This window comes from Enterobacter sp. IF2SW-B1 (assembly GCF_001743375.1).
Lineage (GTDB): Bacteria > Pseudomonadota > Gammaproteobacteria > Enterobacterales > Enterobacteriaceae > Enterobacter > Enterobacter bugandensis.
Window position 1 is genome coordinate 1 of sequence record NZ_MJAA01000013.1, and the last position, 14,951, is coordinate 14,951.

Annotated in this window: 18 protein-coding genes and 2 pseudogenes; 19 read left to right on the forward strand and 1 reads right to left on the reverse strand. The window is 55.2% G+C overall.

All coding sequences use genetic code 11. The features are described from left to right. A pseudogene (locus A6013_RS21155) lies at window positions 1-150 on the reverse strand (PTS glucitol/sorbitol transporter subunit IIA); the annotation flags it as partial. Between the two features lie 344 nt (window positions 151-494). Between A6013_RS21155 and A6013_RS21160 the strand changes: the two are divergent. From A6013_RS21160 to A6013_RS21245, 19 genes and pseudogenes are all read left to right on the forward strand, one after another. Then, window positions 495-1,994: an SAVED domain-containing protein gene (locus tag A6013_RS21160; protein ID WP_023345616.1), complete on the forward strand. Its 1,500-nt coding sequence runs from the start codon at window positions 495-497 to the stop codon at window positions 1,992-1,994. Between the two features lie 5 nt (window positions 1,995-1,999). Continuing rightward, window positions 2,000-3,145 (forward strand): hypothetical protein, encoded by a 1,146-nt coding sequence (locus A6013_RS21165; RefSeq protein WP_069733701.1) that lies wholly within the window; start codon window positions 2,000-2,002, stop codon window positions 3,143-3,145. Further along, on the forward strand, window positions 3,142-4,944 hold the full coding sequence (locus tag A6013_RS21170) for a ThiF family adenylyltransferase (RefSeq protein ID WP_023345618.1): 1,803 nt from the start codon (window positions 3,142-3,144) through the stop codon (window positions 4,942-4,944). Before A6013_RS21165 ends, A6013_RS21170 begins: the two co-directional genes overlap by 4 nt. Beyond that, window positions 4,934-5,428 carry a Mov34/MPN/PAD-1 family protein gene (locus A6013_RS27905; protein ID WP_045334573.1) on the forward strand — a complete coding sequence of 165 codons (495 nt, stop codon included), beginning with the start codon at window positions 4,934-4,936 and terminating at the stop codon, window positions 5,426-5,428. The genes A6013_RS21170 and A6013_RS27905 overlap by 11 nt, the downstream gene beginning before the upstream one ends. Before the next feature lie 583 nt (window positions 5,429-6,011). Beyond that, window positions 6,012-6,704, forward strand: coding sequence for a DNA methylase (locus A6013_RS21175; RefSeq protein ID WP_023327695.1), 693 nt, complete (start codon window positions 6,012-6,014; stop codon window positions 6,702-6,704). Next, window positions 6,701-6,922 carry a hypothetical protein gene (locus A6013_RS21180; RefSeq protein WP_008502213.1) on the forward strand — a complete coding sequence of 74 codons (222 nt, stop codon included), beginning with the start codon at window positions 6,701-6,703 and terminating at the stop codon, window positions 6,920-6,922. Before A6013_RS21175 ends, A6013_RS21180 begins: the two co-directional genes overlap by 4 nt. A 55-nt stretch (window positions 6,923-6,977) precedes the next feature. After that, the gene (locus tag A6013_RS21185; RefSeq protein ID WP_069733703.1) at window positions 6,978-7,400 is read left to right on the forward strand and encodes a DUF1380 family protein; all 423 of its coding nucleotides are present in this window, start codon (window positions 6,978-6,980) and stop codon (window positions 7,398-7,400) included. A 354-nt stretch (window positions 7,401-7,754) separates the two neighbouring features. After that, window positions 7,755-8,183 (forward strand): antirestriction protein, encoded by a 429-nt coding sequence (locus A6013_RS21190; RefSeq protein WP_069733704.1) that lies wholly within the window; start codon window positions 7,755-7,757, stop codon window positions 8,181-8,183. Between the two features lie 42 nt (window positions 8,184-8,225). Further along, a complete protein-coding gene (locus A6013_RS21195) occupies window positions 8,226-8,636 on the forward strand; it encodes a DUF1380 family protein (RefSeq protein ID WP_032664463.1) in 411 nt (136 codons plus the stop codon). Between the two features lie 49 nt (window positions 8,637-8,685). Next, window positions 8,686-8,883, forward strand: a complete 198-nt coding sequence (locus tag A6013_RS21200) for a hypothetical protein (RefSeq protein WP_032664460.1) — start codon at window positions 8,686-8,688, stop codon at window positions 8,881-8,883. Between the two features lie 911 nt (window positions 8,884-9,794). Next, window positions 9,795-10,067, forward strand: a complete 273-nt coding sequence (locus A6013_RS21205) for a hypothetical protein (RefSeq protein WP_069733705.1) — start codon at window positions 9,795-9,797, stop codon at window positions 10,065-10,067. 43 nt (window positions 10,068-10,110) lie between these two features. Then, window positions 10,111-10,476 carry a hypothetical protein gene (locus A6013_RS21210; protein ID WP_032663708.1) on the forward strand — a complete coding sequence of 122 codons (366 nt, stop codon included), beginning with the start codon at window positions 10,111-10,113 and terminating at the stop codon, window positions 10,474-10,476. Between the two features lie 67 nt (window positions 10,477-10,543). Next, window positions 10,544-12,556 carry a ParB N-terminal domain-containing protein gene (locus tag A6013_RS21215; protein WP_069733706.1) on the forward strand — a complete coding sequence of 671 codons (2,013 nt, stop codon included), beginning with the start codon at window positions 10,544-10,546 and terminating at the stop codon, window positions 12,554-12,556. Between the two features lie 37 nt (window positions 12,557-12,593). Beyond that, on the forward strand, window positions 12,594-13,028 hold the full coding sequence (gene psiB, locus A6013_RS21220) for a conjugation system SOS inhibitor PsiB (protein WP_069733707.1): 435 nt from the start codon (window positions 12,594-12,596) through the stop codon (window positions 13,026-13,028). Next, on the forward strand, window positions 13,025-13,756 hold the full coding sequence (locus A6013_RS21225; protein ID WP_069733708.1) for a plasmid SOS inhibition protein A: 732 nt from the start codon (window positions 13,025-13,027) through the stop codon (window positions 13,754-13,756). Before psiB ends, A6013_RS21225 begins: the two co-directional genes overlap by 4 nt. Then, the gene (locus A6013_RS21230; RefSeq protein WP_062939633.1) at window positions 13,753-13,983 is read left to right on the forward strand and encodes a hypothetical protein; all 231 of its coding nucleotides are present in this window, start codon (window positions 13,753-13,755) and stop codon (window positions 13,981-13,983) included. The genes A6013_RS21225 and A6013_RS21230 overlap by 4 nt, the downstream gene beginning before the upstream one ends. Beyond that, the gene (locus A6013_RS21235; protein WP_175437394.1) at window positions 13,980-14,204 is read left to right on the forward strand and encodes a hypothetical protein; all 225 of its coding nucleotides are present in this window, start codon (window positions 13,980-13,982) and stop codon (window positions 14,202-14,204) included. The genes A6013_RS21230 and A6013_RS21235 overlap by 4 nt, the downstream gene beginning before the upstream one ends. 191 nt (window positions 14,205-14,395) lie before the next feature. Then, window positions 14,396-14,548 (forward strand): annotated as a pseudogene (locus tag A6013_RS27625) (DUF5431 family protein); the annotation flags it as partial. Continuing rightward, complete coding sequence (locus A6013_RS21245; RefSeq protein ID WP_223256846.1) at window positions 14,493-14,615, forward strand: type I toxin-antitoxin system Hok family toxin; 123 nt, start codon at window positions 14,493-14,495, stop codon at window positions 14,613-14,615. The pseudogene A6013_RS27625 and the gene A6013_RS21245, both read left to right, overlap by 56 nt. The last annotated feature ends 336 nt before the right edge of the window (window positions 14,616-14,951 follow it).

Genomic DNA, 14,951 nt, shown 5'->3' on the forward strand with positions numbered 1-14,951 from the left:
GTGGCCGAGCTCGCGCAGGTTTTGCTCGCCCACGCCGCCGACGGCGGTCACCGCATAGCGCGCCTCGCCCAGCCCCAGCTGGCTCCCGGCCCCCACCTCGCCGTTCAGTTCGCCGCGGCAGAGCATACAGCAAAACTCTCCGATATCCGCAGTGCCGGGGGACTAAGTATCATTACTGAGATGACTCTTATGTCTTGAATACACAGTCACTAATCTCACCTTTGATCAATGTCATTATGTTCAATAGTTGATCTTCCTACAGAAGTCTGCAGTTAAATGTTCTTTTTCAGAGATCGTCTGGGAATTAAAAAAATTTTGCTCTTCAGTTTAACTGATGTCTGACTGACATTATTTTTGATTTGATATTAATATCAATTATTTAAATACAAATGAGTCGTTAATGAATTTCAGAACCTGTAATAATCACTGTCTTCTTGAACAGTATACTCTGACGTGATAGTTTCAAAATATTACTGTTATTTGGGACGAATCTCATGGCGACTTCTGTATTGGCTAACTGGCATGGTCATGATTATCAGGCTCGATATTTCTGGATTGAGGCATCCAGACTTAAAAATCCCGATCAGGGTTTCGTATCAGAAGTTTCCTATGAGGCCGACGGCCCTAAAGCTTTTGATGACGTAATTACACGTTATAACCCTCCCCGCCGCAGCACTGGGCCCGAACGAATTCAGGCCGATTACTATCAAATCAAATTTCACGTTACACAGGCTACAAGTTTTGGTTTTGAAGACCTGATTGACCCGGCCTTCATTGGCGCTAAGACCTTCTCAATTCTTGAAAGGCTACAAGAGGCAAAGAGCACTGCGCCTGCCAACTCTGCTTTTAATCTTGTCACGACAGATCGAATTATTGATGCAGACCCACTTGGTGAAATAATCAGCAATGTGGATGGCTCATTACGACTCGATAAACTGTTCGATGGCACGACTGACATTAGCCGAAAGGGAAAGGTTCGCAAGCTCTGGCGTGAACATCTCAAGCTCTCCACAGACCAGGAACTGGAGCAGGTGCTGACAGGGTTTTACATCCATCAGTCACAGCCCACACTTGAAGCGATGCGTGAAAAAGTTAATACCTGCTTCCAGATCATTGGCCTGATTACCTGCGAAACCAGTTCTGACTTTCGGTTCGATGCAGCTGCTCGTGCTTTACGCAGTCAGGGACGTTACCGCTTTACACGTGAACAATTCACAGCCCTGTGCGTGGAAGAAAATTGGCTCAGGGCGGAACCACCTGAAAACTTCAGAAGTGTTGCGCTGCGCTCCTTCAGCGATGGGCCACTGGACATCATGGATGCGCTTCCGGAACACACACTATCTCTGCTTTCTCTCTTCGAAGGTCGATTTCCCTCCCCAGGCATTGAGTGGAATGATGTTATTAAGCCCCAAGTAGAAACCTTCCTCACAGGTATAAGGCAGACGGAGCGTAAAGTTCGGCTGTATCTAAATACCCACAGCTCCATTGCAATGCTTGCCGGAAAATGTCTTGGTCACAAGTCAGGCGTAGAAATCGAACTGGTCCAGAAAGGGAGATCGGGCGACTCTATCTGGTCTGAATACGAACCCCACAACGAACCTGCTGCGGTTATCGAGATCGAGACTATCGGAACCGGAAGCGATGTTGCAGTAGTGCTCAGCATTGCGAGAAATGCGCTGCCAAAAGCGCAAGCTTACATACTCGCAAATCAGCCTGACATAGGACGGATCATTCATGTCACCCCTGCAAACGGATACGGGCAACGATCTGTGAAAAACGGTTCACATGCCGTAGCGCTTGCCGAACAAATATCCGATGCCGTCACGGATGCAAATTTACCGGTTGAGGCAAGCCTGCATATTTTCAGCGCTGCGCCAAATGCCGTTAATTTTTATCTTGGCCAGCACACCGATTTTCTGGGGACATGCGTCTTTTATGAGTTTGACTTTCAACGCCAACGAGATGGCTCCTACCTTCCTTCATTTAAGGTTTAATCATTATGGAACTTCAACCTCAGTTCAACGAATTTTTAGCAAATATCAGGCCGACTGATACACAGAAGGAAGACTGGAAAAGTGGTGCAAGGACACTGCGCGAGCGCCTGAAGAATTTCGAACCACTCAAGGAAATTGTCGTATCAACGTTCCTGCAGGGCAGCATTCGTCGTTCAACGGCAATCCGTCCGCTCGGCGATAAACGCCCTGATGTTGATATTGTCGTGGTTACCAATCTTGACCATACCTTGATGTCTCCCACTGATGCAATGGACCTGTTCATCCCATTCCTCGACAAGTATTACCCGGGTAAATGGGAAACTCAGGGGCGCTCTTTTGGTATTACCCTCTCCTATGTCGAACTGGACCTAGTGATCACCGCCATCCCTGAGTCAGGGGCAGAAAAAAACCATCTTGAGCAACTCTATAAGTCAGAGTCAGTTCTGACTGTTAACTCTCTGGAAGAGCAAACTGACTGGCGCCTGAATAAAAGCTGGTCCCCCAATACGGGATGGTTGTCTGAGAGCAGCAGCGCGCAGGTAGAGGACGCCCCCGCTTCAGAATGGAAAGCGCACCCGTTAGTGCTACCTGACAGGGAAAAAAATGAGTGGGGCCGAACTCATCCTCTCGCGCAGATCAGATGGACCGCTGAGAAAAACCGCGTTTGCAACGGTCACTACATTAACCTTGTCAGGGCGGTGAAATGGTGGCGACAACAGAACAGCGAAAACCTGCCGAAATACCCTAAAGGCTATCCGCTGGAGCATCTGATTGGTAACGCGCTGAATAATGGAACCACCTCAATGGGCAAAGGTCTTGTTCAGCTGTTGGACACTTTTTTGTGCCGTTGGGCAGACATTTACAGCCAGAAAGGTAAGCCGTGTTTGCCAGATCACGGCGTTGAAGAGCATGACGTGATGGCGCGCTTATCAACCGACGATTTCTGTTCATTTTATGAGGGTATTGCGGGGGCGGCGGAAATTGCCCGTAACGCGCTGGCCTCTCAGGATCCTCAGGAAAGTGCAGAACTATGGCGTAAACTGTTCGGAGCCAAGTTTCCTTTACCCGGTCCTCAGGGCGGCGATCGCAATGGCGGATTTACAGTGCCAAGTAAACCAGCGGAACCACAGAAAACCGGGCGCTTCGCTTGAGTACAGTCATTCAGCAGGTGCCACGAGAGCTGCAGGCAGCGTTCACCCTTATCAATAATGATCCCAGGATGTGGACGAACAATGCTTGGGTGCTTTCTGCTGACAAGAGATGGTCGCTTAAATTCACCGCCAGGCTTTCCGTACCCGGCTCCAGCTTCATGCCAGACCACAGCGTCTGGCATCTGGTCCTCTGGCAGGAAGAGGCTCAGATACGCATAGAGGTCTATCCCGATAAATCGGAAGGTATATCTGCAACGTTTCAGCACCAAAACTACAACTTTTCGGATGCGTCTACCCGTGGATGGACATCAGGAAATCCGTGCCTTGAGAATACGCCCGCCGCATTTGGTCGTAACTTATGGGGGCAGGAACCCGAAGCATTACTCGACAGAATCAGATGGCGACTCAGCAGGCTGCTACTCTGGATTGACGCCGCTGCACAGGAAAAACTGGTTACAACCGGGGATGCTGTTGAACTCCCCGCCTTCCCCGGTCAGTCACCCTTTACTGTGATCGGTTTTAGCGAACAGACTGATGATCTCCCTTTCTGGACATCGAAAACAGGAGAATGGGGGTTTGCAAGCAGCACTGGATTGCCTGGTGCGAGCGGTACCCGCTTTTTGCGTGAGTTTTTTGATAACAAAGGAAAGCTAATCCGGACAACCAAATGGTCCCCGTTCATGCGCAGAGGCACGAGAACAACGAACGCTGTGTGGTCTGTTTTGCCTACACTCCCCGTTCTGGCTCCTTGGCAGGCACCCAGGACCTGGCAGGAGCTCAGCCATTGCTTCGCACAATGGGGATTATCACTGCCGGACCTTTTTTCAGATATTGGGCGTTCTGTCAGAGCCCTGCGCAAGCAACGCGCGCCCGGATTACTCTTGCTGGGTTTTCCGCTGGAAAACAAAATTGGAGCTGAGCCAGCGCGCATTCACTGGCTGGCGCTGCGTCTGACCGGTCTCAGTAATACGATGACAAAGCGCCCCGGATTCCGCCCAACGGAACGGAATCGCAGAGCTTGGGATCGCGAACAGCCACTTTCACAAGAGCCCATAAGGTGGGTGAGGACGCAAAACTGGGCTGCCGACCAGCTCAGAACACGTGGCGAAGCAGCCAACGACATTCGCAGTAAAAAGGTGCTGATAATCGGTGCAGGCTCACTGGGCAGTATGATTGCAGAAAACCTGATGCGCATGGGTGTTGTCAGCCTCGGCATTCTGGACGCAGACCTCCTACAGACCGGAAATCTTAGCCGTCACGCCCTGACAATGACGTCAGTTGGCCATAATAAAGCGGCCGCGCTGGTTGAGCATCTGAATCGTATTCTGCCTGACGCAAGTGCACGTTCATTCAGCTGCGCGTTTCCCCCTGAGAGTGAGGCCGCAAAAAACTCACTGCGTCAGTACGACGTGATCATTGATTGTACCGGTGATGATGGCGTTCTTAAGTCATTGGCGGCATTTGACTGGCAAGGTGAAAAAATATTTATCAGCCTGGCTATGACATGGCGGGCTGAAGGTTTATTTGCGTTTGCTGCCAGTGAAACAACGTTTCCGGTTACGGATGCTTCCAGCCGCTTCGACGCCTCGGCGTCACCTGAGATCAAGATAGATGAGGCGAGAATAGAAGGCATCGGGTGCTGGCATCCTGTATTTCCGGCCCGTGCCGATGACGTACAGTTATGGGCGGCCGTCGGTACAAAATTCATTTGCCGGGTGGTCAGTGCGCCAGGGAGAATCTATGAATATTTTAAGCAGATGCCTGATGGCACTGTTGAGAGAGAGCCGCATGAGTATTAAAGATGTGACTTTTTCGAGAGAGGGTGCGCTTTATACGGTCGTTATTAGCTCCTCAACCATTAAGCAAATGGTTTCCGAATGTCTTAAAGCTGGCGTAAATGAAACTGGTGGCATTCTGATTGGCTCATACAGCGAAGACAGTTCTAAGGCAATGATCGTGGAAGCTACGACCCGTCCAACGGATTCACTCGCTGGACGGACGACATTTCAACGGGGCGTCAGAGGGCTGAGGCCTTTACTTCATGCTCGATGGAAAACGGGATTGTATTATGTTGGTGAATGGCATTTTCATCCAGGAGGCTCACCCGAGCCAAGTGGCGATGACTTCAGGTCCATGATAAGCATTGCAGCGAACCCTGACTACCAGTGCTTGGAGCCTGTAATGATTATACTTGGAGGGGATCCGGCAGGCTCATACAGTCTGAGCGCCAGTGTATTCCCAAGGGGAGACGCCCCCATCAGACTGCGAGAGGTACTGATTTAATATCCGTCCCCTTTGTTTTTCATCAGACCATAGTATTCAGGCCGAAACGCCACTTTTGCGGCCCGTCGGAGCCGCACTCTGCCGATTCGCGCAGTGGACAGATACTTAGGCTGGCCAGCGAACCGAGGCGTTCATTGTGTGCGGCGCCACTTAATCATCGGATCCATGAACGATTTCCGTTGAGATGCTTGACACAAACAACACACGCTTATAAGACCGATTTCCGGAACAAGAAAACGCGGGATTTCAGGAACGGTCGCTTTCAGAGCGACCATTACCAGACTATAAAGCCTGTATCATTACTATCTGCCCCGCCGTTGATTCAAAAAGAATGCTGTCATCACTATCCGCATTTCGCTCATAACAGATATTCATCGCCTGCAAACACTACGCGTCTTTTAAACATCTTTCCTGTTTGACATCAAACACAACTGCTCACCCGTTCGCACCTTTCACGGTGCATTCAGCCCGTGAAAGGCTTGCGCTGCGGCTTGCGGCGTCGCCCCTGCGCCCTCCGCTTTCCGCCGGGTTTTTGTGGCGGCACGGCGCAAGAGGGTGCCGCATATCAGAGAGGAGTGTGTCTATGTCCCGTTTTATCCTGGGTGACTGCGTGCAGGTGATGTCCCGTTTTCCGGCGCGTGCCGTCGATTTTATTCTTACTGATCCACCGTATCTGGTTGGCTATAAGGACCGTACCGGTCGTACCCTGGCCGGGGACAACTCAGCAGAATGGCTCCAGCCCGCCTGTCATGAAATGTACCGCGTACTGAAAAATGACAGCCTGATGGTGAGTTTCTATGCCTGGAACCGCGCGGATCTGTTTCTGAATGCGTGGAAAACGGCCGGTTTCCGGGTGGTTGGCCATATCGTCTTTGCCAAGAGCTACGCCTCAAAATCGACGTTCGTGGGTTACACCCATGAGAGCGCCTACCTGCTGGCGAAGGGAAGGCCGCAAACCCCGGACCGTCCCATCCCGGACGTGATCCCCTGGAAATACACGGGCAACCGACATCACCCGACGGAGAAGCCGGTGCAGAGTCTGCGGCCGCTGATTGAATCGCTCACGCGTCCGGGGGCTATTGTCCTTGACCCGTTCGCCGGCAGCGGCTCCACCTGCGTGGCCGCCGCCGAAGCCAGCCGCCGCTATATCGGGATCGAGATGCTTGAGCAGTACCACGCCGCCGGCGTTCGACGTCTGGCACAGGTTGAACGGGCAAGAAGGATGCCGGCGGCCAATGACGGCGCGTTTTACCCCGACTATCCGGAGGCGGCATGAACTACCCGGGCCTTGAAAACCTGCGCGCGGACGTGGCCGCGCTCAGCAATGCCATGTGTGACGTGCGGATGCTGCTGAACCGCCTCGAATCGCAACACCGGCACGACGCGGCAACGCTTACCGAACGTATGGCTGCGCAGACTCTGCGCCGGATCAACACCCTGCTTCTTGAAGCCTACCGCGAAGCCCTGGTGCTGGACGAAACCTTTCAGGACTGACTGACCCTGCCGGGCTGATGCCCGGCCTGTAACCCCTTACAAGAGAGAAAAAACGATGTATGGAACCCGCGAAGAACTTTGTGTACAGCTTGAAAACATGTTCACGTTTGACGAACCCCTGGTCCTGCTGATCTGGACGGAAGAGGGGATTAGCGTGGCCTGCCGTGAAGCCCAGCCAGAACCGGACGGGGCTGAAATCCGGGAGGTGATGAAGGCGCTAGGCGAAATGAAAATGACGCAATACCGCCAGGAGGGGGTAAATAATCTGACTGTCAGCGAGCTTCTGACCCGCCGGCGCGAAGCGGCAAATCGTCAGGTGAGTGTTCCGGCGGTACTCCTGTCCCGCGTCCTGCGTAACTATGAATGCGAGCTGGAAAACCGGATCGGTATGGCCTGGGAAGCCGGGCGGCAGGAGCCGGAATCCGTCAGGAATGAGCTGAATAACGTTCGCGCCCTACAGGAGGCGCTGGCCGCCTGAGAGAACGCCGGGGTAACGCCCCGGCAACCGGTGGCCATCCACTGCGAAAAGGATGTCAGTGCCTTCCGCTTCTATCCGCCGCTGCCCTCCGGGCCACGTCGGGACAATGAAACTCCCCTGAAGCTCCGTGCGGTGACGGCATGCGCCGTGACTTCACTGTAGCCCGGCCGCATCGGCCACAAGGGTTCGCTGACGCCTCCGTCCTCACCCGTTCGCACCCTTCACGGTGCATTCAGCCCGTGAAGGCTTTGCGCTGCGGCTTGCGGCGTCGCCCCTGTGTCCTCCGCTTTTCGCCGGTCTGTCGTGTCGTCACGGCGATGCCGGAACCGAGAATATGTTAACCGTGGAGGATCTATGAACCAGACCGTGACCTGTGATGCTGTTCGTCTTGAGGGTGCGCAGCGCCTGACTTTCCTGCCTGATTTGTTTGGCGGCGATTTTATGACGTCCGAGGCATCCGTGTACGCCTACGCCCAGCGTTACTGCCCTGAGTATCAGGGGGGATTCTGGCAGTTTTACCGGCTGCCGGAAGGCGGCGGATATATGGCGCCTGACGTGGAGAGCCTGACCCTGTGCAATCCGGAAAACTGGTTTGAGCAGACTGTCAGCGGAGAAGTGGCGGGGATCATCCTCACGGCGCTGGTACTGAATCACCGGAGCTGGCACCACAGTAACCATGACCATGAGGAGCTGTGCCGCCACTTCTGCCGCCGTTATGAGCAGCTTATGGCATTTGCTGATACCCATCCTGAAAGCGCCACCATCTGGCGTGCCCTTGACTGACTGACCACGGGCGGCGATGCCGCCCGACTAAAGGAGAAAAAAATGATTGGTACAGCAAAAGAGATAGCCATCGAAATGCTGCGTGATGACGATAATGACGGCGAGAAATTTGTATTCGCCAGCTGGAGCCGGAACGATATTCGCGGTCTCTGCATTGACTGGGATCTCAGTGATGAAGAGATCGACGTGGTGATGGAAAGACTGGAGGCAGAACTGTATCCCTCCGGATGTGTCCCTCTCATCTACAACATTGTTGAGGTGATGGTGGAAGAAAAACGGAAACACCGTAATGTCACCATTCCGGCAGCGGCGCTTGCGGTGGTGATGCAGCTTGCAGGGAAGGAAATGGAGCGTATCGCCGTATGCGCTGAGGATGGCGGCGGATCGGCAGAAGAAACCCTGAAAGAAGAAAACGACGTCATGTTGAACCTGCGCGCAGCGCTCGATGCCTGACAGAGAAACCGGAGGCGTTGCCTCCGGAAACTGAAAAAAGGAGAACACCATGCAACTGTCACCGGAAACCCGCAGCATCCTGCGCCAGTATAAAACGCTCATCAACGAGCGACGTCGCGAATCCGGACTCAACCCCGTAACCACGGCGAAAGTGCTGGATGAGATCTGCGAATCGGCTACCCGCCAGTGTGCCGTTTATCTTTGCGGCCACTTCATTCTCCAGGGCGGTCAGGGGGATGCACAGTAAATAATCCGGGCGGGGCATATGCGCCGCCTGTTCGCGCGCGAAAACCCTGTCATCCCTTCGGGCTGACGGACGGCAAGGCCAGCGCCTGCGGCGCTGCCCCCTCCCGCCCTGATGTAAGCCCGGGGAGATGCACATGAAAGGCATTGTGAGGGCGAATTGTCACTGATACGGTCCTGCGTGGCGTGGCGTGGCGTGGCGTGGCGTGGCGTGGCGTGGCGTGGCGTGGCGTGGCGGCTCTGAAACCCGATCAGCAAATTCCCTCAAAACACCCGAATCCCACTTCTGGCCCCCTTCGGCTCCCGGCCAGCGCTGCTGTCCGGTCGTCGAGCCCCACTCCGCCAGGGCGGCTGCTGACGCACCCGCCGGGCTCCGCCGAACCCCTCCGGGGTTCGTGCCATACGGCTAGGGTCTGATGGCTAAGGTCAAGGGCTGCGGCTTCTCCGGCCGTGCCGTCCGGAACGCCTTCACCGCGCCGGCTGACGCCGTCGCTTTAATGGCGCCACGCCGTTCCGACGTGTCGGGTGTGTGCATCCTGTTCCCCCGGTGAGGCCATCCCCCGTGCGTCCTCACGCGGAGGGCTTGTCGTAGCACCGTCGGGTCGTCATCCAAGGGGTGAAATGCACTCCGCCAAAACTTTTTGCGTGCCGCAAAAACTTTAGTCTCCGCCCCTTTCCTTCCGCCCTTCGCCGTTGCTCCTTTGCCCTTTGCCGCGAGAGAACTCACCAGGGAGATGGTAGCACCGTCGGGTCGTCATCCAAGGGGTGAAATGCACTCCGCCAAAACTTTTTGCGTGCCGCAAAAACTTTAGTCTCCGCCCCTTTCCTTCCGCCCTTCGCCGTTGCTCCTTTGCCCTTTGCCGCGAGAGAACTCACCAGGGAGATGGACAACCATCACCACAGGAGAAAACCAGGATGCACACACGAAACGTCAACGTCAAAACCGCCGCTCAAGAATCTTCCAGGAAGATGGGGGAAGAACAAAACCCTGTTTCTGTCGCACGGGAGTGGGTGGCTCAGGCCACCTCGCTGAAAGCGGGGGTCACCGTCACTCTGTCCGATGTGTCCCGATACGGCGACGTTCAGGTGGAGATCCGCACCAACGGAACGCTTAACTGGCACGCCTGGTCGTTTGAACCGGATTTTCTTTTTGAACTGAAACGCAACCTGCAATACGTGCAGCTTTAACCGGAGGCCGGATGTCCGGCCTTAACCCAGAGAAGGAGGAAACATGCAGAACCTTAACACCCGTCCGGCGACCCGTAAGGTCGGGCAGAGCACTGAAATCGTGAAGCTGCTCCGCATTCAGGCCAGCGACACCCACGTGGTTGAGTTTGACAACGTGGACACCCGATTTAATGACTGCAACAACTGGCAGGTGATGGCAGGAGGTAAACGCGTCCTGTTCAGCAACCGCATGTATGAGCGTTTTTCAGATGTGAAATCGGGGATCGTGGCAACGATCAACGTGTGTGAAAACAGCGGCAGCGTAACGGATAAAGCGATGCTGGAAGGGGCAAAAGTCATGATGCAGGTTCTTGATGGCTATCCGTCCTTTGCAGCACTGGCAGCACACCCGAAACGCATTACTGATTAACCGAGTGCCGTGACCGGAGGGCAATCCGGCCACGGCTAACCACAACTATCACTGAGAGGTAAAAATCATGGTCGCCACCAATACTACGGCAAAAAAACCAGCTAAGCCCGCCCGTCAGGCAAAATCTGCGGAAAAAATCGCGCAGTCTACCGAGCAGAAGCTCGTCCAGCTGCTCGCTGATACGCCCGTGCAAATCTTCCCGTACTCCCGCCTGTCACACACGGGCTTAAACACGCGCATCATTCCGCATACCGATCAGGAGGTGGAAGAGATGGCTGACAGCATTCAGGCAATGGGCATCCTGCAAAACCTGATCGGTGCAGAACTGCCGGACGGTACGATCGGCATTGTCGGCGGGGAAGGTCGTCGCAGAGGCACAGGCATTCTGGTGATGCGCGGTGTGCTCGATGCAGACACGCCATTTGTTCCGGTGAAAGTCCTGCCCGTTGAGATGGCTGTGGCGGCCTCGATGATCGAGAACGGTCGACGTAAAAACATGCATCCCGCCGAGCAGATTATCGGTTTTCGTACCCTTCAGCAGGAAGGTAAAACGGCCTCTCAGATCGGCGCACTGATGGGCTACCACCCGCGCCACGTTCAGCGCTGCCTGAAGCTGGCGAATCTTGCCCCCTCCCTGCTGGATGCGCTGGCGCGGGATGAAATCTCCCTTGAACAGTGTGAAGTCCTGACACTTGCTGATACCCATGAGCGTCAGGAGCAGGTCTGGAAAGAGGCTGTTGTACAGTGGCGCGATCCTGCTGTACAGACTCTGCGCAAAATGGTGACCGACGACAAGATGGCCATCAGTCACCCGATGTTTGAGTATGTAGGCGAGGAAGCCTATACCGCCGCTGGCGGTACGCTGACCGCCGACCTGTTCAGCGACAAGGACAGCACCTTTGCCGATGCGGCGCTGGTGAAATCTCTGCTGGCTGGCAAGCTCACCGTGCTCGCCGCCCGCGTTAAGCAGGAGCAGGGCTGGGGCTGGGCTGAGTTCCGTATGACGGAACTGCGTGCCAGCGGTGAGGACGGTGAACAGTACCGTTTTGCGATGCCGAAAGCTGTCCTGACGGAAGAAGAACAGAAGCGCGTCAGTGAGCTGGAAGAACAAATGGAAGCCACTGAAACGTACGATGACGAATACGCGATTCAGGAGCAGATTGATGATATCTACTGCGAGGCGACTTACCGCGAAGCCACGCCGGAATTTCGCGCCGACCACGGTATCTGGGTGTCATGGGACGGTAGCAATTTTCAGGTTCAGCCTGGTATCCGCAAGCTGACCGACGAAGACCGGGCAGAAGAAGAACAGGCGCGTCAGGAACGTGAAAAGAACGTGATCAGATACACCACGCCTGACATTCCCGCTGACGCCTATCCGGCAACGCTGGTTAAGGCCATGTCTGCGGAGCGTACTCTCGCCGTTCAGGCAGAACTGGCGGGTCGCCCTGATGTATCGGTGGCACTCCTGACGTGGACGCTGTGTCTTGCGCTCTTTGACCGCACCCACGGCAAACGCAGTGAACCGCTGAAAGCCTCCGTGTCCTCGAATCAGTATCACCTTGCATCACTGGCTCCATCCGGTGAAGAAGGGAAGGCGCTGACGGCGCTCAATGCACAGAAAAAAGCGCTTCAGGCAACGCTGCCAGAAAACTGGCATCTCGATTTCACCTGGCTGCTGTCATGGTCAGCAGAGCAGGTGAACACCCTGCTGGGATTCTGTGCAGCGCACGGTATCAACGGTATTCAGGAACGTATGTATAACCATACGCAAAAAAGTGAACTGGACGGGCTGGAAGCGGCGCTGGACTTTGACCTGCGCAAATGGTGGCAGCCGGATGCTGAGAGCTATTTCGGTAAGCTCACGATTTCCCAGATTGGCAAAGCCTATGAAGAAGCCGGACTCAGCGCCCGTGCGGGTGAAGTTGTGAAGCTCAAGCGCCGGGATGCAGCGAAGGCTGCCGAGCAGGATCTGAATGCTCAGGGCTGGCTGCCTGACTGGATGGTGCGCCCAGCGCCAGCCGCTGAGGCTGAAGAAGCCACCGAAACCGACGCTCACACCACTGACCACGCTGCTTAATACCGGAGGCCGCCGCCTTCGGGCGGCGGGAACAGACATGACCATGCAATATGACCTGAACCAAATCAACACACTGACCGCCTCCGACCTGGAGTTTATCCGTCAGCAGGGCGAAGACGCGCGCCGCGCCCTCAGCGATGCCGTGACCGGCCTCCTGTCCACACCCGAAGGATGGCGCGTCTGTGCCGAATACCGCAGCGAGTTCGGCGGTTTCTTCCCCGTCCAGTGCCGCTTCAGCGCGGACGGCAGTGATGACTGGCATCTGTGCGTGTGCAGCCCCGGCGAAGTCTCACCGTACTGGCTTCTGGTGCTGCTCTCCTCCGGCGGGGAAGTGGTGCGTACCCTTTACCAGAGCGACACGCTCCAGCCTGACCGGATAAACCCGCTTATCGCGCAGCTGGCAGGTATGCGCCGCTTTAACTGCACTGCCCGCACCGTGGTGAAGCTGATGAATGTGGAGGTGACAGCATGATCCCGTCCTCACACGCGCTCGTTTCCCTGAAGCCCGCCCGTCAGGCAGCAATACAGGCTATCAGCCATGTTGAGTCTGCCCGCGAACGCGGCGCACGACTGCCCGCCATGCCGTATGTGCGTACCTTTCTGCGCCTTCTTACGGGCAGCGGTCGCATCAACGCCACAGTGGCCAATAAAATACCTGGCCTGCACTGGGTACCAAACAACCGCCATTCGAACCTGAAACAGGTCGAGGAGGCACTCAACACCATGATCGCCACCGGAGGGGAAGCCTGCCCGCTGCCGCTCACGATTGACGTTCAGGCCGAGCTATTCCCTGAAGTCATGCACACCCGCACGGGTCGACGGCTACACAGATCCAGCATTAAGACCACGCGTCAGCTTCGCCGCCAGTCCCGTGAGTACGAACAGCGCTGGAAACTGCGCCTGAACCTGCTGGAACAGGCAAAAGTCGATCTGAATTTTCAGTCACCGGAAACCGTCTGCACCTGGTATACCCGGTGGAGCGACGAGTTTGACGCGGCAGAGCTGGCCACACCGTTCTGGAACTGGCAGACGCGGTTCGCGTCGTTGAAGGAACTTGACTGGCTTCGCATGAGCGGCGACCCGCTGTACTCAGTCATGTACCAAATCCCGTTTATTGTCCGGGAAACACCTGAGCACATCCGGGTCGCTGAACGCTGGCAGATACCGAACAAGCTGCGTTATCAGCAGGGGGCAGAATGAGAAATAACCCCTGTAAAACGGAGCTGAAGGTCGCCCGCAGCCAGCGAAATAAGCTTCGTACCATGTCCGCAAAGCTGAAAGAAATGTGTTGCGAGTGGGACGGACTGAGTGGCTGGCTGGAAACCGAAAGCGAGCAGCTGGCTGAGAGTATAGACAAGCACCTTGAGGCGCTCGAAGACCAGATCCGTGAATGGTCAGTAGGTACGGATAACCGGGAGGGATATTGAACATCATCAGTCGCAGGTTCGACAAAAAAGAACCCGGAACCGTGTTCCGCCATGCTGAAAGCGGGAACATCCTGTACCGTCTTGATGCCCGGCTGGAGCGGGATGACTGGGAGATAGTGCAGGCGATAATCAGCCTTGTCTATAACGCCGGCGTGGCCGCCGGAAGCAAACAGCGAGCCGCTGAAATTCGTGAGGCTCTGGGATATTCAGGAACTGGATGACGCGGGAAAATGATGAGGATTTATACAGTTTTCAGACTGTTATTCCTGGGCAGATGATCGACAACGGGATATAATGGCGATGGCGCTTGAGGCTTTTTGCCTCATGACGTGAAGGTGGTTTGTTGCCGTGTTGTGTGGCAGAAAGCAGAAAGCCCCGTAGTTAATTTTCATTAACCCACGAGGCCCACTGAATGTCTAGTCAACACCAGTATGGCCTCTTACCGTGCAATTTGCAAGGAGGAGTAAACCATGAAACTGCCGCGAAACGCCCTTATCTGGTGCGTATTAATCGTGTGTATAACGCTCTTAATATTCACATGCCTGACCCGGAACCGCTTATGCGAACTCCGGCTAAAGGACGGGGACAGGGAGGTCGCGGCAAGCCTGGCTTACGAATCCAACGGTAAGTAGCAACCTGGAGGCGGGGGAAACCCCGCCTTTTCAGGAGCTGAGTTGGCCTGATATGCCTGAAGCGCCTTTATGAAGGGGTTGCCGGTTCGCCGGTAGCCCCTTTTTCCTTCCCGACGCGACCGCACGCCTGAACCTCCGGGAAGGGCTGTTCCCCTTCGGGGAACGGGGGAAGGGGGACGCGCCTTCGGCGCAGCCCCTCTGCTCCCTCTGCCTGATCCTCCCTCCTGCCTGATTTTGTTGAATTCGTAACTCCGTGAGCTACCTGCTCATACCTGGTTTCAGCCTGGTGTGCCCGATTTTCTTTATCCCTGGCGTCATATCCTGCGTCCTGCCGGT